This is a genomic window from Paenibacillus sp. SER-28, assembly GCF_052906305.1.
In genome coordinates this window covers 485,758-511,105 of sequence record NZ_JBRECM010000002.1, presented here as the reverse complement: position 1 = coordinate 511,105, position 25,348 = coordinate 485,758, and the positions used below count along the sequence as shown (strand labels likewise).

Sequence of the window (25,348 nt, the reverse complement as noted above, 5' to 3'; positions counted from 1 at the left end):
AAAAGCAGACACTTACATTGATCTGACTGTACAAAAGTACGGAGGGTTACTTGCTGAGTGGGACTACAAAAATCCGCTGAATTATCAGAGGCTTTTCATACTTGTATCTTAAATTAATTTGCTGCTATAACGCTACGAGTTTTAAAGGGAAATATTGTTCGGTGAATATAAAGTTGTAGACGGACAATACGTCATTAAGCTAACGGGCAGTTTAACTTTATTGGTGATATTATGCTACTCTATAAATAAGCAAATAATTTAATCAAGAGGTGTAATAATGCGGTTTCATGAATTTTATATCGGACAAGTATTTAAAACCAAGTCTTTAAAATTAACTAAAGAGGATATTACCAGATTTGCAAGGGAGTTTGACCCGCAATATATGCATTTAGATGAAGAGAAAGCATTACAAGGTAGATTTAATGGAATTATCGCTTCAGGAATTCAAACATTAGCTGTTTCTTTTAAGCTTTGGGTTGAAACAGGCAGTTACGGTGATGAGGTTATTGCTGGAACTGCTATGAATAATATTAAATTTATTAAACCAGTATATCCAGGCGACGAATTGTACACCATTGTTGAAGTGATTGGAGTAAAAGAGATGAGGAATGGAACAGGACTCGTTACTGTATTGCTGTCGACTTTCAACAAGAAAGAGAAGCAAGTTTTTGAAGGCGATTTATCCGTTCTGGTTAAACAGTAAAGTTTCATAAAAAATCAATTATTACAGGTTTGAAGAGGTCCATGCATTTTAGCACGGACCTCTTCTCTTTATTCTAACGTGGCTTGACTTGCGGCTTCATGTTCAGCCACACGTTGCAGTAATTCCTACTAAGTCTTCATTTGGCGACCTTGACATTGCCCTTCTACAAACTGATTATCGCATAGATTCTACATCTTGAACCCGTACCTTACCACCATTTTGGATAACATATCTATGCCTTCTGGAGTTCGACTAGCATTTCCGTCCCATGTAATAATAAATTGATATTGCAAATCATATAAATGAATAATTTACTATAAATCTCTGAGATTCGCACTGAGCTATTTCAGTAAAGAGGGCTTTGAGAATGCCATTTACTAATCTCAGCCCATAGTATGTCATTCAACTGCTTTTGTATTGGAGCTGTACAAACAACACGACGGAATGAGAAGCATCATACAAACCATAGAGGTATAGCTACTTCAAAAGCGGTCTAATCTATGTAAATTTTTGGTTCAGTGTAATGAATTTCACATCTTTCCGGGTCAACCTGTTCTACCATAGAAGGGTGATACGCCGTGCTGGGCAGACCACTTGGGTCGGGACGGTTACGTTTTGTTCTAAAACCAGCTGCACAGGCTGTCTGGCATGCGCGGCAAGTACGCCTTTATTTTGATTCGAAGCGGAGTGTCCAGATGTTGAATACCGAATTGGAATACCGTGAGCGCATCAGGAAGTTGGCCGTATGTATTGTCAAGCACTACCGTGGAAAAGGACCGGACAACGTCAAGGTTTCACTGGATTCGCCGCTCCGGATTACGGTAGAAATTCGAGGTACATTGTCTAATTTGTCCGAAATTCTCGTTCATGAAGGGGCCGAGGACAAGGTCAGGGAATATTGGAATGTCCTTCGTCCCTATCTGGAAAAGGAGTTTATGAACGAAGCCGAAAAAACACTCGGCAGTCCCTTCACTTATACTTGGGAGGTCTGCCCCTCCGTCCATGGAGACGGACACATTATCATTACTCTAGAACTACAACACATACACCGGTTGGATTAGCGGGAAGGAGCTTGCCTCCTCGCTCGCGGATAAGCCAGTACAGGATGCAGCGTAAAGCGGCATTTTTGTATTGGCTTTTTTTATGTTACGAGTTTCATCTATTTCATATAAAAGAGGTGCTGCACTTATGGCAGACAAGGTATTGACCGTATGTCCCTACTGCGGGAGCGGTTGTCAGCTTCATTTGCTGGTGGAAAAAGGACAGGTAATTGGCGCAGAGCCGGCTGGTGGTCGTACGAATGAAGGAACGTTGTGTCTGAAAGGACACTATGGATGGGATTTTTTGAATGACCCACAAATTCTGACTGCACGCTTGCGCAAGCCCATGATTCGCAAAAATGGAGTTATGGAGGAAGTGGAGTGGAAGGAAGCCATTCAATATACTGCCGAACGGCTGTCAGCAATTAAGGAAAAATACGGACCCGACTCCATTATGGGAACGGGCTCCGCACGCGGTCCGGGAAATGAAGCCAATTATGTCATGCAAAAGTTCATGCGGGCGGTCATTGGCACGAACAATATCGACCATTGCGCTCGTGTATGCCACGGCCCTTCTGTGGCAGGTTTGACTTACTCGCTCGGTGATGGAGCTATGTCCAACTCTATTCCTGAAATTGAACACTCTGATCTCATTTTCGTGTTTGGATATAATGCACCCGAAACACATCCGATCGTCGCAAGACGCATTGTAGCTGCCAAGCAAAGAGGCGCCAAGATTATTGTATGCGATCCGCGCATGACCGAAACAGCTCGTATTTCGAATATGTGGCTACCCCTAAAGGGCGGTTCAAACATGGCTTTGGTGAACGCTTTTGGTCATGTACTTGTGCATGAAGGACTGTACGACAAACGATATGTGGAAGCAAACACAGAAGGCTTTGCCGAATACGTAGACAGCATTAAAAAATATACTCCCGAATATGCGGAAGGCATTACGGGGGTCAAGGCGGCCGATATCCGGGCGGCTATGAGGGAATATGCAAAGGCACCTACCGCTACAATTTTGTACGGAATGGGCGTATGTCAATTTTCACAGGCCGTTGATGTGGTAAAGGGGCTCGCTTCCCTTGCACTGTTGACGGGAAATCTGGGCAAGCCGAATGTGGGTATCGGACCAGTGCGGGGACAAAACAATGTGCAGGGTTCCTGCGATATGGGCGCTTTGCCGAATGTGTATCCTGGCTATCAGGATGTAACAGACAACACAGTCCGCAAAAAGTTTGAAAAAGCATGGGGTGTTGAGCTGCCGCGTAAAAAAGGCTATCCACTTACAGAGGTACCGCACCTCATCCTGAAGGAGAACAAGCTGAAAGCTTATTACATTTTCGGAGAGGACCCTGTACAAAGTGATCCGAACGCTGCCGAGTTGCGTGAAGCCCTAGACCAGTTGGAATTTGTCGTGGTTCAGGATATTTTCATGAACAAAACAGCGCTACACGCCGATGTCATCCTCCCTTCTACTGCTTGGGGCGAGCATGACGGTGTATATTCTTCGGCAGATCGGGGCTTTCAGCGCATCCGTAAAGCCGTTGAGCCACAGGGTGATGTTAAGCCAGACTGGGCCATTATTAGCGAGGTTGCTACCGCCATGGGCTACCCTATGTCCTATGCAAACACAGAGGAAATTTGGGATGAAATGCGCAGCCTCAGCCCATTATTCTCGGGTGCCAGCTACCAAAAAATGGAGCAGCAAGGCGGCGTTCAATGGCCTTGCCCTACCGAGGATCATCCAGGTACACCGTATTTGTATAAGGGAAATCAATTCTCGACACCTAGTGGCAAAGGCAGATTATTCGCCTGCGAATGGCGTCCGCCACAAGAACAACCGGATGCAAAATACCCGCTTGTCTTGTCCACAGTCCGTGAGGTAGGTCACTATTCCGTGCGTACCATGACTGGCAATTGCCGCGCGCTGCGCCAGTTGTCTGATGAGCCTGGCTTTATTCAGATTAGCCCAGAAGACGGAGCAGATCTGAATATTCTGGATGGCGAAATTGTTGCCATATCCTCCCGTCGGGGACGCATCATGGCACGGGCACAAATCAGTGACCGTGTGCAACAAGGTGCGACTTACATGACCTATCACTGGTGGGTTGGAGCATGTAACGAGCTGACCGCTGATTTTCTCGATCCGGTATCCAAAACCCCGGAATTAAAATACTGTGCCATCCGTCTGGAACGGATCGCCGACCAAGTGCAGGCCGAACGTGATGTACACGAATCGTACCAACGGATTCGCAGACAGATGAACGTCCAGGAAGCTGTTTTGGCTGATAAGGTGACGAGATGAGCGGCACAGGGAATATGATGCACCGTCCGACAGATAACCGGTCAGCTTCGACGAGTAGAATGGGAGCAGCCAGTAGAACAAGCGCTGTTGCTTCTTCTTTTGTAGTCGCAGACGCCGGGCAGTGCATCGGCTGCAAAGCCTGTGAACTGGCGTGCTTCGCCGTTCACAGTCAGGCTAACGGTATAGGAGCTTCGGTCGGAACCGTCAGCGTACCTGTTGTACCCAAGGTGTATGTTGTACGTACAGGGGATATGTATGTGCCGGTGCAATGCCGGCATTGCGAAAATGCACCCTGCGCACATGCCTGTCCGGTACAGGCCATTCGTCAGGAGGACGGCGTCGTCATGATAGATGAGGAACGATGTATCGGCTGTACCTCCTGTGTTTTGGCCTGCCCTTTCGGGGCGATTGAGGTGTCTCCGGTCTACCGGGCCGGACACGTTGTAACGCAGTCCGGCCTGACTCACCGTGCAAATCGAGTCGCCCTTCCCCGCACCGCGGCAAGCAAATGCGATCTGTGCGCGGAAACAGAGAACGGACAGCCTGCATGTGTAGAGGCCTGCTCGAATCATGTCCTACGGCTGGCCAAAGGTATATCCGACTCACCTCCAGAGCCTCGGCGGGAAGTCTTTTTCCCACGCCTATAAGGTCAAAATCAGCCGCAGAAAGGTAGAAAAACATGTCAACCACAATAGACAAGATCTCTTCACCTCCTTGTATGAAGACGACTGATTGCACAGACCCTGTCATTCATATTGACCCTACGCTCTGCACGGGATGCAGACGTTGTGCTGGGGTTTGTCCAGTAGATGCCATAGAGGGACTGCCCGGAGAACCGCAAACCGTTAATGCAGACCGATGTGTTATTTGCGGTCAATGTGTACAAATATGCAGCGTATACGCATCTGACTGGGCAGGTTCATCTCCACAGGAAGGCGCCGCTAGACGGCTGGAACGTATCCAAGAACGCGATATGCCTGCCGACATCAGAGAGCCGCTATTCGCTGCCTATTATAGCTACAACTTGAATAAGGTAGCCGATATGATGACCAAACCTGGACAGTTTCGGATCGTCCAATGTGCTCCTGCCATTCGTGTTTCACTCGCGGAGGAATTCGGAATGCCGTTCGGCACCTTGACGCCTGGGAAAATGGCTGCTGCTTTGCGCCGCCTTGGCTTCGATCGAGTATACGACACCAACTTTGGAGCTGACGTGACCATCATGGAGGAAGGCACTGAATTGATTCGTCGCGTGACCGAAGGCGGTCCCTTACCTATGTTCACATCCTGCTGTCCAGCATGGGTCCGATTTGCAGAAATAGAATATCCCGATCTGCTAGACCATCTATCCAGCTGCAAATCTCCGATGCAAATGTTAGGAGCGCTAATCAAATCTTATGGCGCACAACTAGACGAGGTGGAACCTGCGAATATATACAGCGTTGCCATCATGCCATGTACCTGTAAACAATTTGAGTGCGATCGTCCCGAAATGGAATCTGACGGTTACCGTGATGTGGATGAGGTACTGACCACGCGTGAACTTGCATACTGGATCAAGCAGCGTGGAATTGATTTTGCGAACCTGCCTGATGAAGAATTCGATTCACCGTTAGGACAATATTCAGGTGCAGGCTCCATTTTTGGAGTCACCGGAGGAGTCATGGAAGCTGCCATCCGTACAGGTTACGAGCTGCTGACAAATGAAAAACTACCGAAGCTCCAACTCGATTTTGTTCGTGGTGAGGAAGGCATTCGAGTAGCTGAGGTTCAGGTAGGCAAGCTCCAGCTCAAGGTAGCGGTCGTCGCCGGGCTACAACATGCCTATCAGCTATTGGATCGTGTCCAGGCGGGCGAATGTGATTATCATTTTATTGAGGTGATGGGCTGCCCTGCTGGATGTATCAGCGGAGGGGGACAACCCAAGCTCATGTTAGAAAAGCATCGAATTGAAGCTTATCGGGCACGTAAATCCTCCATCTATGGACATGATGCTGCACACCAGGTACGAAAATCGCATGAGAACCCTCACATCATCAAACTTTATGATGAATTTCTAGGTGAGCCGCTGGGTCATGTATCGCATCATCTGCTGCACACGACCTTCCAACAACGGGGGCCCGGCAAGCAAAGCCGCAGTAGCACTATTTCCACCAAAGGGGATACGGGTTACTCCATTCATTAATACGTTAAGTTATTTTTATGCTGTATACATTATATTTGTCGTTAGTTAGAGAGGAGTCGAATTGTATGAACCGTTTTGTTTTAGCTGATCCCGATCAGTGTATCGGCTGTCGTACCTGTGAAATCGCATGTGTCATCGCACATTCAGCGGAGAACCCTTTTATCTCGCCGGATGATGAGTTTCATTTTCACCCTCGTCTGAAGGTTATCAAATCATTTGGAGTCACTGCACCCGTTCAGTGTCGTCACTGTGAGGATGCCCCATGCGCCAACGCTTGTCCGAACGGCTCCATTACGAATGCAGATGGCTGCATTCTCATTAATAGTGAAAGCTGCATTGGCTGTAAAACCTGCATGATCGCGTGCCCTTACGGCGCGATTACCATGGTACCCGAGTATCGAAACGGGCAGCCTGTAGTGCAGGACGGATTGTATACCAATATGTCAGGACGTTTGCAACCCAAAGAACGCATGATTGCTAGCAAATGTGATTTATGCGAAGGTGTCGACGGCGGCCCAGCCTGCATTGGTAAATGTCCAACACAAGCCCTCAAGCTGGTCGAGCCAGATCTGGTTCATGCCCGGGTAGAGGAAAAACGCGCTGCAAGTGCACGTCAGCTACTGCATATGACACGCATTCCGGCAACGGGTCTATGACCGAAGGTTTCCCTCTGCCTACAAATACGCGAACCGAGCGGGATGCGCTAGGAGAGATGGAAATTCCCGCAGATGCCTTTTACGGCATTCACACCGCACGCGCGATGAACAATTTTGCGGTCAGTGGCAGGCCTGTGAACAAAAACCTGATTCACGCTCTTGTGTTGGTAAAAAAAGTAGCCGCTCAAGTAAATGGTGAGCAGAAACGGCTTCCTGCCCAACGGGCCTCTGCCATTGTAAATGCCTGCGACGAAATACTCGCCGGGAGGCATCAACATATGTTTACCGTGGATGCCATGCAAGGCGGCGCAGGCACCAGTACCCATATGAATGTAAATGAGGTCATTGCTAATTTGGCCATCGTACAGCTGGGAGGCAGACCAGGGCAGTATGAGATTTTACATCCGCTGGATGATGTGAACTGCTGCCAGTCGACGAATGATGTCTATCCGACAGCGCTACGAATTGCAGCGATACGGCTGCTTCGGCCTTTATGTGACACGATGTCTTCGTTACAGGATGCTTTACAGCACAAAGAAACAGAATATGCCGACTTGCTCAAGCTAGGACGCACTCAGCTAATGGATGCTCTGCCCATGATGGCCGGGCAGGGCTTTGGTGCCTACGCAAAGGCTATAGCGCGCGACCGCTGGCGTCTCTATAAAGCTGAAGAGCGGCTGCGGGAAATCCCTATTGGGGGCACGGCGATTGGCACAGGTATGAACGCACCCCACGCATACAGCTATCGGATGGTCGAAAAGCTGGCGGATGAGACTGGCTTTGGACTGAGTCGCAGTGACCACCCAATGGACCCGATTCAAAATATGGATGTCTTTGTGGAGGTGTCCGGTCTACTCAAATCAGCCGCCGTGAATCTGTACAAAATATCTGGCGATTTTCGCCTACTGGCCTCTGGTCCTTTCGGTGGTTTTGGCGAATACACGCTGCCTCCAGTTCAGGCGGGATCCTCTATTATGCCTGGCAAGGTCAATCCGGTAATAGCTGAAATGGCAGGACTCACAGCCATGCGTGTGATAGCCGAAGATGCGGCTATCACTATGGCCGCTGCCTCCGGTCAGTTGGAGCTAAACGCATTCCTGCCGCTGATTGCCGAATCGCTGCTGGAATCGCTACATATTCTGAACAGCGCGGTTCGACTATTCGAAGAGCGATGTGTGCGCGGCCTGATCGTGCGTGAGGAACGCTGTACTACAAATCTGCGTAACTCAGCCGTGATGGCTTCTGCGCTGGTCGCGGAGCTTGGCTATGATGAAGCTGCCTCTATTGCATCTGCAGCCATTGCGCAAGGTCGCGCGCCAGAGGATATTGTAGAAGATCGCGGCCTACTGACCCGTTCGCGGATTGACCAATTATGCCATCCCTATACAGTAACCAAGCCCGGAATTCCGGGACAGGAAGAAGGAACTCACCATGGGAATGAATGATACCCCTCGTAGCAATCGACCACATATCGTCCTGCTCGGTCGCCGCAACGCAGGCAAATCCAGCATTCTGAACACCCTGACTGGTCAGCCCGTCGCTGTGGTATCTCCTGTAGGAGGAACGACCACGGACCCCGTTTTCAAACCAATGGAGCTGCTCCCAGCGGGTCCCATTGTTCTGGTGGATACCGCCGGACTGGACGATGAGGGTGAGATCGGGGAGCTGCGCCGCAACAAAACGCTCGAAATACTTAATAGTACAGACTTAGCCCTGCTCGTTATCGACGCCACCGTTGGTGTCGGACCATTCGAGCATGAGCTACTCGAAAAGCTCCGCACCAAAAAGATTCCTGTTATTGGGGTATTGAATAAAATAGATACCCTTACTGAATCAGATAAAACGGCTACAAAGCTGGCAACTGAACTGGATCTCACCCTGATTCCTTTCAGTGCATCTTTGCTTTGGGGAGACACGGAACTGAAAAAGGCTATTACTAATACGCTCCCTCAAAACGAGGATCGTTTCCGTATCGTCGGTGACCTGTTGTCACCCGGCGATGTTGTTGTGCTGGTCGTTCCCATCGACAAAGCTGCACCAAAAGGCCGATTGATCCTGCCACAGCAGCAAACAATCCGCGATACACTAGAGAGTGATGCCATCGCTGTAGTGACCAAAGAACATGAACTACGATTGACGCTGGAGAGATTGGGACGCAAGCCTCGCTTGGTCATTACCGATTCACAGGTTTTTATGAAAGTAGCGGCCGACACGCCCAAGGATGTGCCTCTTACCTCTTTTTCCATCCTGTTTGCCCGTCATAAAGGCGATCTGGACGAACTGGTACGAGGTGCAAGAGCCATTGATCGCCTCAAGGATGGAGACCGTGTACTCATTGCCGAAGCCTGCACTCACCAATGCCAATCTGACGATATTGGTCGAGTGAAAATTCCCCGCTGGCTCCGCCAAACGATAGGCAAACGTCTCATCATCGAGCATGCATCCGGCTCCAGCTTCCCTGATGATCTGAGCGAATACGCACTGGTTATTCATTGCGGTGCATGCATGCTCAATCGGCGTACGATGCTTCATCGAATGTCGGAAACAAAAGCTGCCGGGGTGCCGATTGTGAACTATGGTATTTTCATCGCTTATGTACAGGGGGTCTTTCCCCGTGCTATTGAATGCTTCCCATCTGCTATGCTGGCATGGGAGCAAGCTGTAGAAGCCGGCAGTTATTCCTAAAAGACCTCATCTCATCATTAATATTTTTTTCCAGACACACAAAAGCAGTCGCGCTGATTCCAACGCGACTGCTTTTCATTTTCAAGTTCTATTATAAATCATGAGAATTTTCATAGCGTGAAATGATATTACGAATAATATAAATTGTTAAAAATACAAATCACGTTCGCCTGCTTCCAGTCGTTCCAGTCTGTCAAGCGTCAAACGGCGCGTCGATTCACGTGGTATACGCTCCAGATTCTCTCGCAGAGCGGCAGCTCCCAGTTCACGCGCCTCCTCATCCCCATAATCCAGCAGATATTCTTGGAAGGTCAGCAGCGAATTTGGCTGGCAAACATTATGAATTTGTCCTGATTTGGCAAGCTCCATGAAACGATCTCCTGTTCGCCCCTCACGGTAGCAAGCTGTGCAGTAGCTCGGCATATATCCGCCACGGCACAAACTTTTAATAATTTCCGATGGTGAGCGATGATCCCCCACCTCAAATTGAGGCTTATCATCAGTTTCCTGTTTTGCATATGCCCCTACACCTGTAGCTGAACCTGCACTAATCTGCGACACGCCTAGACCAATGACGCGGTCTCTATATTCCGGCTCCTCGCGAGTGGACAGGATCATACCAGCATAAGGGACAGCCAGTCGAAGAACGGATACAATTTTCATAAAATCCTCATCGTTGACCAGGTACGGATATCGCTCCAGATCTACATTTTCAGCCGGACGCAATCGTGGAACTGAAACCGTATGAGGGCCACAGCCAAAGGCTTCTTCCAAGTGTTCGGCATGTTTCAGCATCGCTACGGTCTCATAGCGGAAATCATACAAGCCGTACAACACACCGATCCCCACATCATCTATACCCGCACGCATGGCTCTGTCCATTGCGGTGGTGTGCCAATCAAAGTCCCGCTTTGGTCCCTGTAGGTGGAATTTACGATAGCTTTCCCGATGATACGTTTCCTGAAATAAAATATACGTACCAATGCCTACCTCTGCCAGCTTCCGATAGTCCTCCTCGGTTGTGGATGCAATATTCACATTGATCCGCCGTATGCTGCCGTTATCTACCTTGACCTCATAGATCTGACGCAGACAATCGACGATATAGTCAATGGGACAATGGACTGGGTCTTCCCCCGCTTCCAGCACGAGCCGCTTGTGTCCCAGTTCTTGAAGCACTCTAACCTCCTCCACCAATTCCTCCGGTGTCAGACGGCTACGAGTAAAGCTGTCATTGGTATGTTTATAACCACAATATTCACAGTTATTCACGCAGTGGTTGCTTACATATAAAGGGGCGAACAGCACAATCCGGTTGCCATAAATTTGTTCTTTGACTGCTCTCGAAGATTTGAACATCTCTTCCAATAATTCAGGATCATCCACATGCAAAAGAGCCGCCGCTTCACTCGCACTCAGTCCCCGGCAGGCTCTCCCCTTTTCTAAAATTTCTAAAATACGGTGTCGATCTGTTGCCTCTTGTTTCCCCTGCTCCACTGCCGCCATAATCTCTGCTTCATTAATAAAATCCGCCGACACTTTCTCTCGTACTCCACTCACGTATACCCATCTCCTTATTTATGGTTACTGCAATGTTTCCGATATGGCCTCACAAAGTTTCCTGTCTCATAAGCTGTCGTTGCACCCTCAAACTATCGCCGCGCCCCATATCGACTTCAAATCCCGCTCCGCGAATCCGCAGTTCCAGGCAATGTCGACATTGGGCAGACTCATCGCCCAAACATATTTTATTCTCATAAATCGCGTACTTAGGTCTCACCGCCAGTGGCGACAAATTGGGCATCACCACATTCGCTCCCGCCTGAAGCGCCTTCTCCCTGCCTTGGGGATGAATCGTTCCCATTGCCGTAGACGCCGGAATAAGTGCATCTGGAACGACCAATCGGGATAACGAAATAATATCGAGTGCCTTTTCCATACTCCCCTGACTGGCATCCCGAAGCGGCGTGTTGCTATGCGGTAAAAAGGGACCAATCCCGATCATATCTGGTGACAGGCTGTGTAGATAGACCAAATCGTCTGCTAATTCACTATTCGTTTGTCCTGGTAACCCCACCATACATCCGGCCCCGATCTGAAAACCGATTCGTTGCAAAGCCAGCAGACGGCTGCGCCTGCTTTCCATCGTCATCGTCGGATGCAGTTTGGCGTACAAATGGGGAGAAGCTGTCTCATGCCGCAGCAAAAAACGGTCGGCGCCAGCCTCGTATAATTGCTCATAAGTTTCATCATCCCGTTCACCGATGGACAGTGTAACCGCCACATCCGCAAAACGGCTTTTAATTTCCCGAATCAATTTCGTCAGCCGGGCTGCTGTAAACCAGTAATCTTCCCCACTTTGCAGCACAAAAGTCCGATAACCGAGTTCATACCCCTCCGCACAACAGGCCAGAATTTCTTCTGGCTGCAAACGGTAACGATCTGCCTGTTTATTCGAAGCGCGCAGCCCACAGTACATGCAGTCCTGACGACATATACTGGAAAATTCAATTAATCCCCGTAAAAAAACACCTTTTCCATAGCGCTCCAATTTGGTGCGAGCTGCCAGGTGTCTCAGTTGAGCCCGCAGCGTCGGCTCATCATCCAGACGTGTCAGCAGCTCCATCATTTCCGTATGCGTCCATTCCTTGCCGTCAGCTAGACGCAGTAATAATTCGTCCGTGACTCATCCCTTCTTCCCTCGTCCATCCGGACTTCACATCATCAGCGGCTTGTACCGTACATGTATTATTCTAGCAATATCGGAGAGGTTGTAACGTGATTAGTTTCACAAAAAATCCCATCTTATAAAAACCGCCTCCAACTTCTGCCCCAAAAAATACACATTTATATCAACACACAAAAAAGCTGTCTCTTCCTCTAAAGGAAGAAACAGCCCTTGTCGATGGTTCTGCCTACTACTGAATCAAATCAATCGCCTGCTGGGGTACAAAATAATCAACGCCGTTAAATACAACTACACCGTTGAGCTTGGTATTTTTGCCATTCAGCGTAGCTATATTTTTGTATACTGGAAGCTCCAGCTTGTTACTGCCTTTGGTCACTGTAATGACTTTCGTATCCGCAGTAAACTTGGCTTCTTTAGCTTCAAAAGCGGCTTTTGCAGGAACAAACAGCTGCTTGCTGACCGTATCCAAATCCAGTCCAAGCACACGTGTCATATATTTATTGACATCTGTATTGTCGATTACACCGGTTGGACGGTCTCCGTTCGGCGCATACGTGTACAACACGACATCGCCTCCTGTATGTCCGCCTGTAGTCCAGCCAATATTCGCACGTTTGCTAATGATCGGTCCGACAGCATAGTTCATGCTGCCTTCTTTGGCATCTTTAATGGTTTTTACTTCTTCGTCTGTCAAATCGGTGATGCCAAAATATGTGGAAAGCACTTCTTTAATATTGCTGCGATCTGCATTCAGCTTGGCTTCCAAGCCTTCACCCGTCAGCTTCGCTTTTTTCAGCGGGTCTATAAAAGAAGCTAAAGGTGTTTTATCATAATTGCTAGTTGTATCGCTGCTACCAATCGTCAATCCACCATTTCCGTGGTCTGTCACTGCTACGACGACTGTATTTTGGTTTTGTTTGGCGTAATCCACAGCAACTTTCACTGCATCGTCAAATGAAAGCACGTCACTGATAATTCCAGTTGGATCATTTGCATGGGCGGCCCAATCCACTTTACTGCCTTCTACCATTAAGAAGAAGCCTTTATCGTTTTTGGACAACACATCAATTGCTTTCGATGTCATTTCCGCCAGACTAGGTTCCTTGGATGCATCGCGATCCAGGTTATACGCAAGGGCTTCGGGAGAAAAGCTGCCCCAGAGCTTGCTGGAGGTCGATTTTTTCAACCCTTCAGGTGTCGTGACAAAGTCATAACCCTGGTCTTTAATTTGGGCTACCAAATCTTGGCCATCTTTACGCCCTGCTGCCTCCAAAAACTTGCCGCCTCCACCTAACACTACGTCAACCCCGTTGTAGGCTTGCTGCATGCTGAGTGCATCATAATTTTTACGATCAGGATAATGTGCGGTAAAATCAGCTGGTGTCGCATGCATAATCTCGGAAGTCGCAATAATTCCGGTCGATTTTCCTGCCAGCTTGGAAGCCTCAAGAATGGAAGCTACAGGCTTTTTGGCGTCACCCGCTGCAATGGGTTGTTGTCCAGGCATTGTCGCTTCATCAGGAAGGACACCTACATACCCAGTATGTGATTTATGTCCTGTGGCAAAAGCAGTACCCGCTGGAGCAGAATCGGCAATTGGAGCATCCGCAGAATGCGTACGCACCATGCCGCTTGCCATGCTGTCTAACGTTAAGGAGGAGCCTTTGTACCATCTAGCCAGTGCAGTGGCGTCATTAGCCATACCGTCTGGAATCAAAATAATTACGTTTTTAATCGACGTGTCCTTTTCGACTGCCATCGCCGTCCCACCGCTTACTGCTAGCATCATAGTCGCTACGAGTGCAGCCACCGATTTTTTCGTATGTATCCCCCAACATTTTAGCATTCATTTTCCTCCCAGACACTTTTTTGTACAACCAGAACTAAGATTAATCACGTTTTATCAGGAGAATGTTAAATGAATTGCTTATCTGTATTAAAAGACTCTATTTGTATAAAAACGCTTCATCTATATAAAACTTGTGACACATGGGATTCGTTAAGATTGGGAATTTCATTTTATTATTGTATAATCAGTCTATGATGTAATAGGTAAAGCTTATAAGACAAGGGGCGCAAAATTCGATGGAATTCAGACAGCTTCAGTACACCCTGCAAATTGCAGCGGAAAAAAACTTCTCACGCGCAGCAGAAAAACTGCATATTGCTCAGCCCTCTTTGAGCCAACAATTATCCAAACTGGAAAAAGAACTTGGGGTACTTTTATTTCAACGCAACACCAGCACGGTGGAATTAACACATGCAGGAGCAAGCTTTGTAGAAAAGGCAAAAAAAATAGTCGATGCAGTCGAGCAGCTCCGGCAGGAAATGGACGACATTTCTCAACTGCGAAAAGGGAAGGTTGTGGTTGGCAGTATGCCTATCACAGGTTCTCATTTGCTGCCGCATGTGCTGCCTGTATTCAAGAAGGCTCATCCGGACATTGAAATCGTGTTAGTCGAGGATTCATCCATGAATCTGGAGAAAAAAACTGCCAGTGGGGATACAGATCTCAGCCTGCTATCTCTTCCATTAGTTGAACCTACACTTTCCTATGTGCCCATCGGTGAAGAGTGGATTGATCTTGCCGTTCCTCCGGGTCACCCCCTAGCCCTGCGTAAAAACGGAGGCCATCCGCAGCCTGTGCATATGGAAGAACTGAAAGATGAGCCTTTTGTCGTGCTGAAAAAAGGGCAAGGTTTTCGCAAGCTAACGATGGATCTGTGTCATCAAGCGGGCTTTGAACCCAATGTGGTGTTTGAGAGCACTAATATGGAGACGCTCCAATCGCTCGTAGCGACAGGTATGGGAGTGACACTCGTCCCCCGTTTTATCGCCCGGGCCGCCAGCAGCGAGTTCGTTCCAGCATTATTGCCACTCGCCGAACCTACCCCTAGCCGTACCCTGGCCATTGCTTACCGAAACGGACGTTATTTGTCTAAAGCTGCCGAAGCCTTTATTGATACCTTCCGAGAAACGGTCGAGCAACTTTCTCAAAAGTAGCTTCCAATGTGAAAAGGACCGTCTTCCTCCCTAGCCAAAGCCAGAGAAGAAGGCGGTCCCGGGGCTTCACCCCTATACTTTCAATACTTCATTTACTTTACGGGTTCGATTACACTGTTGGATGTTGCTTCCATCTGTCTTCAACGAACCACATTTCATGTTCATTTGAATTTCATGTCAGCCTCGCCTGATTACTTTACGCTTGCTCGGAAACTCCACTTTATCCATCTCGCATCACTTCTTTCCTTAAGGTCTCTAGCCTTGGTCTCCCAAGAGTGTCCTACCTCAGTTCCAATGTGCTGTGTGATCCCAAAGTGCCTGTCCTCGCCTTTTTGTGATCAGGGTCTCCCTAAATCTGGTGGACTTTTATCCTGATCATAGCCCATTTCATAATTGTTTCCGACAACCTGTCTATTTAAGCCTCTCGGCCGTGACAGGCCATCCCTATTCGCCAGTTCGGATCTACTTTGGTTATCCATCGTTATCAACCTCCTGGTGTCGGGATACTATTATAATACACCTATGGGCTGTATCTGAAACAGGTATCGGAAAACTTTTTTATTATCGAGAAAAACCAAATGCTTGCTGTACCTCGGCTTCACTCACTTGTGTTTTAAAGACTAATTTTGAAGGATCTTGAGGTGAATAAATGACCTCTATAATACTTCCCTGCTGCAGTTTGGATAGTTGGGAAGAAAAAACATCCTTTTGCGTGGTTACATTAAATGTATCGCCTTGTTTTTCGTTACACTCAGCTTTAACTGAAGCTTAATTTTGTCTGATGTAAATATTCATAGGCCGTTGGGTCATTTAATTGCTGGTAATATACGGCCTTCATCAAATAAGTCGTCATTTCCACCACAAGCGAATCGTTGCGATCCTCCAGCTGATCCACATAGCTTTCCGTGGCAGGATTAGCCAGCTTGGACAGCTCTGTGAGAATCTTATCCGCTGTAGCCAGCGTCTCCTCATCCTCTGCCGCTGCACGCAAGAGATAGGATGGGTTTACACCTAAACGCCCAGCAATTTGCTCGGCCAGATCCTCTGCCAACGGGTATCGGTCAGCCAGTATATTCGCAAAATGTGCGGGTGTCACCAGCCCGTCTACCAGCTCTTTACGGGACAAGTTTTTCTTTTTACACAAAAAATCAATGCGTTCCTTAAGCATGGAGTATTCCTTTCTGTACTGATTATCGGTCATACAGTGAGGGACGCCGATCTTCAAACACCGGAATACGACCACGCACGTCCTGCACCAAGACAGACTCAATTGTTCCTGTGAGAATCTCCTCCTGCTCTCCACCCTCGGCAATGATTTCTCCCCATGGATCAATTATGAGCGAATGCCCGAAGAAATCAGTTTCTCCGCTACGACCTACCCGGTTACAAGCAATGACATACATCTGATTTTCTATAGCACGTGCGGTCAGCAAGGTACGCCAGTGATGAAGCCGGGGATGAGGCCATTCCGCGGGTACGATCAGCAAATTTGCGCCCGACAAGGCCAAACTTCGGGCTAGTTCAGGAAAACGGATATCATAGCAGATTGACGCACCTGCCTGAATACCGCCATCCAGTGCGAATAAAACTTTTTCTTCGCCAGGCTGCAAATATTTTTCTTCATCCATAAGTCGGAATAGATGAATTTTGGAATACGAAGCAACCTCTCTGCCTGTTCGGTCAAAAACGAGCATCGTATTATACACATGACCGTCGCTTTTTTTCTCTGCGATCGACCCAGCTACTACGTTCACTTGATGGGTGGCTGCGAACGCTGCTATCCATGCCCGAGTCTCCGTCCCTTCCTTGTCCGCCAGCTCATGAATGCGATCCAAAGCATAGCCCGTATTCCACATTTCCGGCAGGACAATCAGATCCGGCTTCAGTTCGGTTTTCATCGCTTGTTCCATTAAAGCTCGGATATGACTGCGGTTTTCCGGGGGATTTCCTATCTCTATATGAGCTTGTATGAGTGCAACACTGAACGGCTGAGCTTCCTGATACGTCAAAATCCTTCATCCTCCTTGTGAGCCGGAGCTTCCCGCGACCCATTATCCGGTATTTTCCCCCATCATAGCCCGATCAGTCTGGATTACGCAACTATGCAAGCTTAATTCCCCCTATACAACTCGGTAAAATCGTGATAGATTATTTCTTAAACTATTCCAAAAGGTCGTGTGTATTGATGACTCATTTTTCTATTCCCTCCGCTGACGTCATGAAACAGTTACCTACTCAATTTTTTGCCACACTTGTACAAAATGTAAACCGTGAAATTGCGGCGGGACATGATGTCATTAATCTCGGACAAGGGAACCCGGACACCCCCACTCCTTCTCATATTGTAAAAGCTTTGCAGGAATCAGCGGATAACCCGCTGTATCATAAATATTCGCCATTTCGCGGTTACAGCTTTCTCAAGGAAGCCGTTGCCCAGCGCTATCAGGAGGATTACGGTGTGACGCTCAACCCTGAAACCGAGGTCGCCATCCTGTTTGGCGGAAAAACGGGTTTGGTCCAGCTGCCGCAAGTCTTACTCAATCCCGGCGATGTGTGCCTCGTCCCTGATCCCGGCTACCCGGACTACTGGTCTGGCGTAGCCTTGGCTAAAGCGGAAATGTCTTTTCTCCCATTAAAGGAAGAGAACCGTTTTCTGCCCGATTATGAAGCCATTTCCGAGGAACGCCGCCGCCGCGCCAAGTTAATGTTCCTTAACTATCCGAATAATCCAACCTCGGCAACGGCTCCACTTTCTTTTTACGAGGATACGGTTGAATTCACGCAACGTAACGGTATTGTGGTTGCCAGTGATTTCGCCTATGGCGCTATTGGATTTGATGGCGAACGTCCGGTGAGCTTCCTCCAGGCAGAGGGTGCTAAAGACGTGGGAATTGAGTTCTATACCTTGTCCAAAACGTACAATATGGCGGGCTGGCGTGTTGGTTTCGCGCTCGGTAATGCCGAAATCATCTCGATGATTAATCTGCTACAGGATCATATTTATGTAAGCTTGTTTGGCGGCATTCAGGCAGCAGCGGCGACAGCCCTGACGGCCTCGCAGAACTGCGTAGGCGAGCTGGTAGCCCGCTATGAATCACGCCGTAACGCTTTTTATGATGCACTTGGGCAAATAGGCTGGAAGGCGACGCGCCCAAGCGGCTCCTTTTTCAGTTGGCTGCCTGTGCCGCAGGGCTATACTTCGGCTTCTTTTGCCGATCTGCTGTTGCGGGAAGCCAAGGTGGCTGTCGCTCCAGGGATCGGCTTCGGAAGCGGCGGCGAAGGATATGTGCGAGCGGGGCTGCTGAGCTCAGAAGCTCGACTGACCGAGGCGGCTGATCGAATTGGCAAGCTAAACCTGTTTGGTTAAGCCGTATTTTCCAGCTACAACTTCTTTGCCAAACCTGGTCTTTTCGTGGTATTCTGTATCCAATATCATTTAGCGCGTTGAAGGGACTATTAAGAGAGACTCGGTCCTGTTCAGAGAGTAAATTCCGATAGGCTGCAAGAATTTACCTGGACTCTCTCCCAACTCCTATCCCCGAGCGCCCTGCGCAATCAGGCGGTCCCTGCCGTTAACAGGTTTCAAGTGGGATGATCATGAATCATCAATGAAGGTGGTACCGCGGAAGCACAAACTTTCGTCCTTTGCATACAAAGGATGGAAGTTTTTTTGCATTAAAAAGAGTAAAATTAAGGAAGTGGACGTCTTGTCAACACGAATCGTCATTAAAATCGGAAGCAGCTCTCTGACTGGAGTGGAAGGTGGCTTGAATCGGGAAGCCATTGCTTATTTTGCCCGGGAAATCAGCTTGCTTCGTGCAAAAGGTCATGAAGTGCTGCTGGTTACATCAGGCGCAGTAGCCGCCGGATTCAGGGAGATTGGGTACCCGTTTCGCCCTAAGCTACTGCATGAAAAGCAGGCGGCAGCAGCTGTTGGCCAAGCTCTTCTCATGCAGGCCTATGAGCAGGCTTTTAAAGATTTTGACCTAGTGATCGCGCAGGTTCTGCTAACCCGTAGTGACTTTTTGAGCCGCAAACGGATGAATAATGCCGGAATGACCGTAGAAGAATTGCTGCGTCAGCAGGTTATCCCGATCTTTAACGAAAATGATACTGTATCGATTGACGAATTGAAATTCGGCGATAACGATATGCTGTCTGCGCTGGTTGCCAATCTGGTCAAAGCTCAGCATCTGATTATCATTACGGACACCGATGGCGTATATACGGCAGATCCGCGCAAACATCCGAATGCCGTACGTTTTGAACGTATCGAAGAAATTACAGAGGAGATTTATGCATTAGCTGGAGGTTCTGGATCGTCTGTAGGTACTGGCGGCATGCGATCCAAGATCGAAGCTGCCAAAGTCGCTACACGCGGCGGTGTACCTGTATATGTGGGACGCGTAAGCGCGAATGGTGATCTAGACGCAGCCGTCGAAGGACACGGACCGGGAACTTATTTTGACACCCACCTCTCTTCACTTCCGATGAAAAAACAGTGGCTTGGATTTATGTCCACCCCTCTGGGCGCGGTGCATGTAGATGAAGGGGCTGAGGAAGCGTTGGTTCACGGAGGACACAGTCTACTTCCGGTTGGCGTACGACGTGTCGAGGGCAGCTTTCATGCCGGAGATGTCGTTGAGGTGCTCGGACCGGAAAATAAAGTGTTAGGACGCGGCATCGTCAATTATGACGATGAACAGCTCCGAAATGTACAAGGATTACCCAGCGGCGAGGTTGTGGGCAAAATTGGTCCCATTCACCGGCTTGAGGTGATCCACAGGGATGAATGGATTACATTATGTATGTAGGGAGGCCGTAACATGAGTGATTTAACGACTAACACAGCTGCAACCGAGGAGAATCAGTTTAGCGAAGTACGAACCAAAGCGAATCTTGCTAAAAAAAGTGCCGGGGTCATGAACCGCCTGACTACAGCACAGAAAAACGAAGCATTGCTTGCTATGGCTGAAGCTCTAGTAAATCATACTGAAGAGCTGATTGCAGCAAACCATAATGACCTGAAACGTGGACGGGAACAGGGAACATCGGAATCACTGCTCGACCGCCTCAAGCTGACCGAGGACCGAATCGGAGCTATTGCCGAAGGATTACGCCAAATTGTGGCACTGCCTGACCCGGTCGGCGACACCCTTGAGCAAATTGAACGTCCAAACGGCCTGCGAATTGAGAAGATACGTGTACCGCTGGGTGTCATCGGCATCATATATGAAGCGCGTCCAAATGTAACCGTGGATGCCGCGGGCCTGTGCTTGAAAACAGGCAATCCGGTTGTGCTACGCGGTGGTTCGGCCGCCCTCTTCTCCAACCGCAAGATTATCGAAGTACTCCAGCAGGCACTAGACGCAACAGCTGTGCCACGCGAGGCGCTTCAACTTATTGAAGATTCAGACCGTGCCTCGGTCAACGAAATGCTTACCTTGAACGGCTTGCTGGATGTAATTATTCCACGCGGCGGGCGTTCACTCATTCAAAATGTCGTTCAGAACGCTACCGTACCTGTCATCGAAACCGGAGCTGGTGTATGCCATACCTTTTTGGACGCTACAGCGGATACCGCAATGGCCGAAGCGATTACACTGAATGCCAAGGTGCAAAGACCGTCCGTGTGTAACTCGATGGAAACATTGCTCGTACACTCGGATTATGCAAAAGCACATTTAACAGGATTGGCAGAACGCTTTCGTGATGCGGGGGTTGAGCTACGCGGCTGTGCACGCACACGAGAATTGGCTCCTTGGGCTGTTCCTGCTACAGAAGAGGATTATGGCACCGAGTATAATGATTACATTATGAACGTAAAGGTCGTGGACAATCTGGACGAAGTACTGGAGCATATTGCCCGTTACGGTACGATGCATTCAGAGTGTATTGTCACCGAGGATAAAGCCAATGTCGAGCGTTTTCTGCAAGAAGTGGACGCGGCAGCCGTGTACCACAATGCATCCACTCGCTTCACGGATGGCTTCGAATTTGGGTTTGGTGCAGAGATCGGAATTAGCACACAAAAATTACATGCCCGGGGTCCAATGGGATTGCCTGCCTTGACTTCAACCAAATATCGCGTGTACGGTACTGGACAAATCAGGGAATAATAACTTAAATCAATCTGTATCCTTGGAGGTTATGAATCTATGTGTGAATCACAGACAAAGGTTTTAATTAATGAGCAAATTACATTTTTCGGGGCAGGATCAATGGCAGAGGCTATTATTCGCGGAATGACGGCTCGTTCTGTTGTCAAACCTAGTGGTATTACCGTTATCAACCGCAGTAATCAGGCTCGCCTTGAGGAACTTCAAAAGCAATATGGAGTCTTGTTCCAAACCGAGGATGCCGCCAAAACCGAGCTTCTGCGTCGTTCTCCGGTCATAGTGCTTGCCATGAAGCCCAAGGATGCTGCACAAGCACTTGGACAGCTCGGCCCACTTCTGTCTGATGAGCAGCTGATCATTTCGGTAATCGCCGGATTGTCTATTCGTACGATGCAAACGTTGCTGGGTCGCAAGCAGCCGATCGCACGGACGATGCCCAATACATCCAGCTCAATTGGGCTGGGAGCCACAGGTATTAGCTTTTCCAAGGAGATCAGCGAAATCCAGCGTAAAAACGTGCTTACAATGTTCGAATCTGTAGGTACGGTAACGGTTATAGAAGAAGAGAAAATGGATGTTTTGACCGGAATATCTGGAAGCGGCCCTGCGTATGTCTACTACCTGATGGAAGCCATGATTGCCGGAGGAATCCGTGGTGGCTTGACCCCTGAGCAAGCGCACGAACTAACGGTGCAAACCGCGCTTGGAGCGGCACGTATGGTGCAGCAAACCGGAGAGGAGCCTTCTGCCCTTCGCCACAAAATTATGTCTCCTAATGGCTCTACGGTAGCTGCATTGGAAATGCTGGACAAAGGTGACTTCTACGAAACGGTGATTGCGGCGGTGCAGCGGTGCGCTGAACGATCCCGCGAGATGGGAGCTGTACTCAAGGAGGGAATTGAATGAGCTATTGCTTGGCGACCTACCGGGTATACGATGACAAAGCCGATTTTAACCAAAAGGCCCAATCTATTGCCATCGGCATGACGGTGGGCAGCTGGACTGAGCTCCCGCAAGCCAAACGGGACGCGATGCAAAAGCATCTTGGCTCGGTTCATTCTGTGGATATTCACGATGGAGGTCCCGGTGAACGGTACGCGGACCTGACCATCGCTTACCCGGATGTCAACTTCAGCCGAGACATTCCCGCTCTGCTGGTCACGGTCTTCGGCAAAATTTCGATGGATGGCCGAATTAAGCTAACGAAGCTGGGTTTCTCGGAAGCATTCCGCTCTGCTTTTCCAGGACCGAAATTCGGTATCAGCGGCTTGCGCGAGCAGCTTGGCGTTTATGATCGCCCCCTGCTCATGAGCATTTTCAAATCTGTAATTGGCCTCAATTTGGACGAACTTCGTGAACAGTTTACCCGGCAGGCTCTCGGTGGTGTTGATCTGATCAAGGACGACGAGATCTTATTTGAAAACGCGCTGACGCCGATTGAAAAACGTGTCGAAGCCTGCATCAAAGCCGCCGAAGCGGCTGAGCGTGAAACCGGTAAAAAGCTGCTGTATGCCGCTAATTTAACGGGGCCGACCTCGCAGCTTAAGACGCAAGCTCTCACGGCCATTGATGCGGGTGCCAACGCGTTACTGTTTAACGTGTTGGCCTACGGTTACGATGTGCTGCATGAACTTAGCAGCGATCCCGCCGTCTCGGTGCCGATTGCAGCCCATCCTTCGTTAGCGGGTGCTGCTTATCCATCGCCGCATTATGGTATTTCGGCCTCCGTCCTACTCGGTCAGCTTATGCGGCTGGCTGGCGCTGACCTCGTGCTCTTCCCTTCTCCCTACGGCTCAGTGACGATGCCGCGTGACGAAAACATGGCGATCCGCGATGAGCTGATCAACCCTGATCTACCGCTGAAGGCCAGCATGCCTGTCCCTTCCGCAGGGATTCACCCGGGCCTCGTGCCGCTCATTGTACGTGACTTTGGTACCGACGTCGTGGTCAACGCTGGGGGTGGCATTCACGGACATCCGCTGGGTACAGAAGCTGGTGGGCGCGCCTTTGTGCAGGCGATTGAAGCGGTTCAGCAGAATGCCCCGCTGGCAGAATACGCCCGTATTCACCCCGAGCTGCAATCTGCGCTCGACACATGGGGAGGCGAACGATGAGCATAGCAAAAAAGCCCGTCATTTTTTGCGATTTTGACGGGACAATTACGAACAGCGACAATATTGTCGCCATCATGAGGCATTTTCAGCCTACAGGCTGTGAGCCCATCATGCATCAAATCGTAAATGGGCATACATCCATTCGTGAAGGCGTAGGTGCGATGTTCGCCCTGATGCCTTCGGAGCAAAAGGACGAAATTATCTCATATGTACTTGGACAAGCTGGTATACGCGAGGGCTTTGCACGCTTTTTGGACTATGTACGAGAGCAGCAGATTCAATTTTTCGTCACCAGTGGCGGCATTGATTTTTTTATTGATCCATTGCTAAAACCCTTTGACATTCCACACGACCACGTCTATTGCAACGGAGCGGATTTTTCCGGGGAGCGCATCCAGATTACGTGGCCGCATCCATGTGAGGAACCGTGTACAAATGATTGTGGCATGTGTAAAACGACTGTGATTCGTCAATATCCTTCCGAACAATACGAACGGATTTTGATCGGCGACAGCCTGACCGATTTTGAAGGAGCCAAAATTGCCGATCTTGTGTACTCCCGTTCGCATCTGACTTTAAAGTGTCAAGAGCTTGGCGTACCACATGTATCCTTTGAAACATTTGATGACATTATCGAGGATTTAAAGCAAAAACAGGAGCAAGGGGTGCTGTAAATGAGTTTTAACATGGCAGACATTTCTTTGGAAGAAAAACGCCGCGCACTGGAAGAACTCGCTGATGTCAAAGAACTATTCGCATCTCGCAACTGGTTCCCAGGCACGAGCGGCAATTTGTCGATCCGAATCGGTGACTTTCATCCCGAACAATTTTATTTTGCAGTCACCGCCAGCGGTAAGGATAAAACCAAGCGTACTCCAGAAGATTTTCTGTTCGTAGACCAGTACGGAAAAGCGGCAGAAGCGACAAACCTCAAGCCAAGCGCAGAGACGCTTATCCATTGCGAAATTTACCGCCTGACAGGCTGCGGAGCCGTTTTTCATGTGCATACCGTGTTTAATAATCTGATTTCCGAATATTACGGTGAGCAAGGCGCTGTACCTATCCAAGGTATTGAGCTGATCAAGGCTTTTAACATTTGGGACGAAAATGCTGCGATTGATATTCCTGTGCTGCCTAATTACACAGATATTGCCTCGATTGCCAAGCTGGTGCCCGGTGTGCTAAATGATCAGGTGCCTGGAATTTTATTGCGTAACCACGGCATTTATGCGTGGGGCCGTGATGTATTTGAGGCTAAAAAGCATTTGGAGGCGTTTGAATTTTTGTTTGAAACGACCTATCGCTCCCTGCTACTGAAAACTTTGAAGTAAATAAACTCATAAATATCAAAGATGCTTATCATTATTTGTAAAAGTGGCCATTGAATATCGAGAACGGAGCCTAAGCAATAGCACAGGAACGTTCTCTTTTTTTATCAAAAAAGTTTCCTATCCTAGTGGTGACATAAAATCTTAGCTGAGGTGATAAAGTGAGTAAAGAATTACAAGAGATTATATTGAATTTAGAAAAGCAGTTAATGCATTATCGAAAAGAAGATTTTGAAAAGCTATTAGCTAATGATTATATTGAATATGGTTCTTCAGGTAAAAAATACAACAAATCATTGCAATTAATTTTTTTAAATAATAGAGCTCCTTTGAACTACATACCATTTATGATCACCAACTTTAAAATAAAGTTGTTATCGTCAGAATTTGTACATACAACATACTGTACTGAATCGATTGACGATGGAAATAGGTCATTAAGAAGTTCAATTTGGAAACTAAACGATGGTCAATGGCAAATGTTTTTTCATCAGGGAACTCCAACAAAATAAGAA

At 48.5% G+C, this 25,348-nt stretch carries 22 protein-coding genes and 1 pseudogene; 17 read left to right on the top strand and 6 right to left on the bottom strand.

The genetic code is table 11. The features are described 5' to 3' along the window. Positions 1-277 precede the first annotated feature (277 nt). The 8 genes from ACUYLD_RS07775 (at position 278) to hydF (ending at position 9,580) form a co-directional block, all read left to right on the top strand. Entirely contained in the window at positions 278-703 is a 426-nt protein-coding gene (locus ACUYLD_RS07775) for a MaoC family dehydratase (protein WP_061831770.1), read from the top strand. A 578-nt stretch (positions 704-1,281) separates the two neighbouring features. Continuing rightward, the gene (locus ACUYLD_RS07770) at positions 1,282-1,764 is read left to right on the top strand and encodes a DUF2294 domain-containing protein (protein ID WP_250261135.1); all 483 of its coding nucleotides are present in this window, start codon (positions 1,282-1,284) and stop codon (positions 1,762-1,764) included. Positions 1,765-1,891: 127 nt separating this feature from the next. Beyond that, positions 1,892-4,054 carry a formate dehydrogenase subunit alpha gene (fdhF, locus tag ACUYLD_RS07765; protein WP_235309618.1) on the top strand — a complete coding sequence of 721 codons (2,163 nt, stop codon included), beginning with the start codon at positions 1,892-1,894 and terminating at the stop codon, positions 4,052-4,054. Next, entirely contained in the window at positions 4,051-4,701 is a 651-nt protein-coding gene (locus ACUYLD_RS07760; RefSeq protein WP_446674718.1) for a 4Fe-4S dicluster domain-containing protein, read from the top strand. Before fdhF ends, ACUYLD_RS07760 begins: the two co-directional genes overlap by 4 nt. Before the next feature lie 32 nt (positions 4,702-4,733). Further along, positions 4,734-6,239 (top strand): [FeFe] hydrogenase, group A, encoded by a 1,506-nt coding sequence (locus tag ACUYLD_RS07755; RefSeq protein ID WP_250261134.1) that lies wholly within the window; start codon positions 4,734-4,736, stop codon positions 6,237-6,239. Between the two features lie 65 nt (positions 6,240-6,304). Next, a complete protein-coding gene (locus tag ACUYLD_RS07750; RefSeq protein ID WP_013310648.1) occupies positions 6,305-6,895 on the top strand; it encodes a 4Fe-4S dicluster domain-containing protein in 591 nt (196 codons plus the stop codon). Continuing rightward, entirely contained in the window at positions 6,892-8,340 is a 1,449-nt protein-coding gene (locus ACUYLD_RS07745) for an aspartate ammonia-lyase (protein WP_446674717.1), read from the top strand. The genes ACUYLD_RS07750 and ACUYLD_RS07745 overlap by 4 nt, the downstream gene beginning before the upstream one ends. After that, the gene (gene hydF, locus ACUYLD_RS07740) at positions 8,327-9,580 is read left to right on the top strand and encodes a [FeFe] hydrogenase H-cluster maturation GTPase HydF (RefSeq protein ID WP_250268689.1); all 1,254 of its coding nucleotides are present in this window, start codon (positions 8,327-8,329) and stop codon (positions 9,578-9,580) included. The genes ACUYLD_RS07745 and hydF overlap by 14 nt, the downstream gene beginning before the upstream one ends. A gap of 147 nt (positions 9,581-9,727) precedes the next feature. Here the strand turns inward: hydF and hydG are convergent, their stop codons facing one another. The 3 genes from hydG to ACUYLD_RS07725 form a co-directional block, all read right to left on the bottom strand. After that, entirely contained in the window at positions 9,728-11,140 is a 1,413-nt protein-coding gene (gene hydG, locus ACUYLD_RS07735) for a [FeFe] hydrogenase H-cluster radical SAM maturase HydG (RefSeq protein ID WP_013310651.1), read from the bottom strand. 49 nt (positions 11,141-11,189) lie between these two features. Next, the gene (hydE, locus tag ACUYLD_RS07730) at positions 11,190-12,248 is read right to left on the bottom strand and encodes a [FeFe] hydrogenase H-cluster radical SAM maturase HydE (RefSeq protein ID WP_223822128.1); all 1,059 of its coding nucleotides are present in this window, start codon (positions 12,246-12,248) and stop codon (positions 11,190-11,192) included. 250 nt (positions 12,249-12,498) lie between these two features. Continuing rightward, positions 12,499-14,115, bottom strand: a complete 1,617-nt coding sequence (locus ACUYLD_RS07725; protein ID WP_322159832.1) for an alkaline phosphatase — start codon at positions 14,113-14,115, stop codon at positions 12,499-12,501. A 239-nt stretch (positions 14,116-14,354) separates the two neighbouring features. Here ACUYLD_RS07725 and ACUYLD_RS07720 point away from each other — a divergent pair, with 239 nt between their 5' ends. Further along, entirely contained in the window at positions 14,355-15,272 is a 918-nt protein-coding gene (locus ACUYLD_RS07720) for a LysR family transcriptional regulator (RefSeq protein ID WP_165177151.1), read from the top strand. Positions 15,273-15,610: 338 nt separating this feature from the next. Here the strand turns inward: ACUYLD_RS07720 and ACUYLD_RS07715 are convergent, their stop codons facing one another. From ACUYLD_RS07715 to ACUYLD_RS07705, 3 genes and pseudogenes are all read right to left on the bottom strand, one after another. Further along, entirely contained in the window at positions 15,611-15,751 is a 141-nt protein-coding gene (locus ACUYLD_RS07715) for a hypothetical protein (protein WP_023989112.1), read from the bottom strand. A 284-nt stretch (positions 15,752-16,035) separates the two neighbouring features. Then, positions 16,036-16,440, bottom strand: a pseudogene (locus tag ACUYLD_RS07710) (XRE family transcriptional regulator); the annotation flags it as partial. A 22-nt stretch (positions 16,441-16,462) separates the two neighbouring features. Continuing rightward, positions 16,463-17,281: a carbon-nitrogen family hydrolase gene (locus tag ACUYLD_RS07705; protein WP_446674716.1), complete on the bottom strand. Its 819-nt coding sequence runs from the start codon at positions 17,279-17,281 to the stop codon at positions 16,463-16,465. A 176-nt stretch (positions 17,282-17,457) separates the two neighbouring features. On the opposite strand from ACUYLD_RS07705, the gene ACUYLD_RS07700 reads away from it, so the two are divergent. The 8 genes from ACUYLD_RS07700 to ACUYLD_RS07665 all read left to right on the top strand — a co-directional run bounded on the left by ACUYLD_RS07700 (position 17,458) and on the right by ACUYLD_RS07665 (position 25,345). Then, complete coding sequence (locus ACUYLD_RS07700; RefSeq protein WP_446674715.1) at positions 17,458-18,639, top strand: aminotransferase class I/II-fold pyridoxal phosphate-dependent enzyme; 1,182 nt, start codon at positions 17,458-17,460, stop codon at positions 18,637-18,639. 241 nt (positions 18,640-18,880) lie between these two features. Then, the gene (gene proB / locus ACUYLD_RS07695) at positions 18,881-20,086 is read left to right on the top strand and encodes a glutamate 5-kinase (protein ID WP_069289799.1); all 1,206 of its coding nucleotides are present in this window, start codon (positions 18,881-18,883) and stop codon (positions 20,084-20,086) included. Between the two features lie 12 nt (positions 20,087-20,098). Beyond that, a complete protein-coding gene (locus tag ACUYLD_RS07690) occupies positions 20,099-21,391 on the top strand; it encodes a glutamate-5-semialdehyde dehydrogenase (RefSeq protein WP_446674714.1) in 1,293 nt (430 codons plus the stop codon). A 39-nt stretch (positions 21,392-21,430) separates the two neighbouring features. Beyond that, entirely contained in the window at positions 21,431-22,297 is an 867-nt protein-coding gene (proC, locus tag ACUYLD_RS07685) for a pyrroline-5-carboxylate reductase (protein ID WP_165177165.1), read from the top strand. Next, the gene (locus ACUYLD_RS07680; protein ID WP_446674713.1) at positions 22,294-23,505 is read left to right on the top strand and encodes a 2,3-diketo-5-methylthiopentyl-1-phosphate enolase; all 1,212 of its coding nucleotides are present in this window, start codon (positions 22,294-22,296) and stop codon (positions 23,503-23,505) included. Before proC ends, ACUYLD_RS07680 begins: the two co-directional genes overlap by 4 nt. Continuing rightward, entirely contained in the window at positions 23,502-24,179 is a 678-nt protein-coding gene (locus tag ACUYLD_RS07675; protein ID WP_446674712.1) for a 2-hydroxy-3-keto-5-methylthiopentenyl-1-phosphate phosphatase, read from the top strand. The genes ACUYLD_RS07680 and ACUYLD_RS07675 overlap by 4 nt, the downstream gene beginning before the upstream one ends. After that, positions 24,180-24,836, top strand: coding sequence for a methylthioribulose 1-phosphate dehydratase (locus ACUYLD_RS07670; protein WP_446674711.1), 657 nt, complete (start codon positions 24,180-24,182; stop codon positions 24,834-24,836). Between the two features lie 158 nt (positions 24,837-24,994). Next, the gene (locus ACUYLD_RS07665) at positions 24,995-25,345 is read left to right on the top strand and encodes a nuclear transport factor 2 family protein (protein ID WP_446674710.1); all 351 of its coding nucleotides are present in this window, start codon (positions 24,995-24,997) and stop codon (positions 25,343-25,345) included. The last annotated feature ends 3 nt before the right edge of the window (positions 25,346-25,348 follow it).

Coding starts and splice junctions, on each gene's coding strand:
- ACUYLD_RS07715 (WP_023989112.1), bottom strand. CDS start 15,751: ATGGATAACCAAAGTAGATCCGAACTGGCGAATAGGGATGGCCTGTCA.
- ACUYLD_RS07690 (WP_446674714.1), top strand. CDS start 20,099: ATGAGTGATTTAACGACTAACACAGCTGCAACCGAGGAGAATCAGTTT.
- ACUYLD_RS07775 (WP_061831770.1), top strand. CDS start 278: ATGCGGTTTCATGAATTTTATATCGGACAAGTATTTAAAACCAAGTCT.
- fdhF (WP_235309618.1), top strand. CDS start 1,892: ATGGCAGACAAGGTATTGACCGTATGTCCCTACTGCGGGAGCGGTTGT.
- ACUYLD_RS07680 (WP_446674713.1), top strand. CDS start 22,294: ATGAGCTATTGCTTGGCGACCTACCGGGTATACGATGACAAAGCCGAT.
- ACUYLD_RS07750 (WP_013310648.1), top strand. CDS start 6,305: ATGAACCGTTTTGTTTTAGCTGATCCCGATCAGTGTATCGGCTGTCGT.
- proC (WP_165177165.1), top strand. CDS start 21,431: ATGTGTGAATCACAGACAAAGGTTTTAATTAATGAGCAAATTACATTT.
- ACUYLD_RS07725 (WP_322159832.1), bottom strand. CDS start 14,115: ATGCTAAAATGTTGGGGGATACATACGAAAAAATCGGTGGCTGCACTC.
- ACUYLD_RS07670 (WP_446674711.1), top strand. CDS start 24,180: ATGAGTTTTAACATGGCAGACATTTCTTTGGAAGAAAAACGCCGCGCA.
- ACUYLD_RS07675 (WP_446674712.1), top strand. CDS start 23,502: ATGAGCATAGCAAAAAAGCCCGTCATTTTTTGCGATTTTGACGGGACA.
- ACUYLD_RS07760 (WP_446674718.1), top strand. CDS start 4,051: ATGAGCGGCACAGGGAATATGATGCACCGTCCGACAGATAACCGGTCA.
- ACUYLD_RS07755 (WP_250261134.1), top strand. CDS start 4,734: ATGTCAACCACAATAGACAAGATCTCTTCACCTCCTTGTATGAAGACG.
- hydF (WP_250268689.1), top strand. CDS start 8,327: ATGGGAATGAATGATACCCCTCGTAGCAATCGACCACATATCGTCCTG.
- ACUYLD_RS07745 (WP_446674717.1), top strand. CDS start 6,892: ATGACCGAAGGTTTCCCTCTGCCTACAAATACGCGAACCGAGCGGGAT.
- proB (WP_069289799.1), top strand. CDS start 18,881: ATGAAGGTGGTACCGCGGAAGCACAAACTTTCGTCCTTTGCATACAAA.
- ACUYLD_RS07720 (WP_165177151.1), top strand. CDS start 14,355: ATGGAATTCAGACAGCTTCAGTACACCCTGCAAATTGCAGCGGAAAAA.
- ACUYLD_RS07700 (WP_446674715.1), top strand. CDS start 17,458: ATGACTCATTTTTCTATTCCCTCCGCTGACGTCATGAAACAGTTACCT.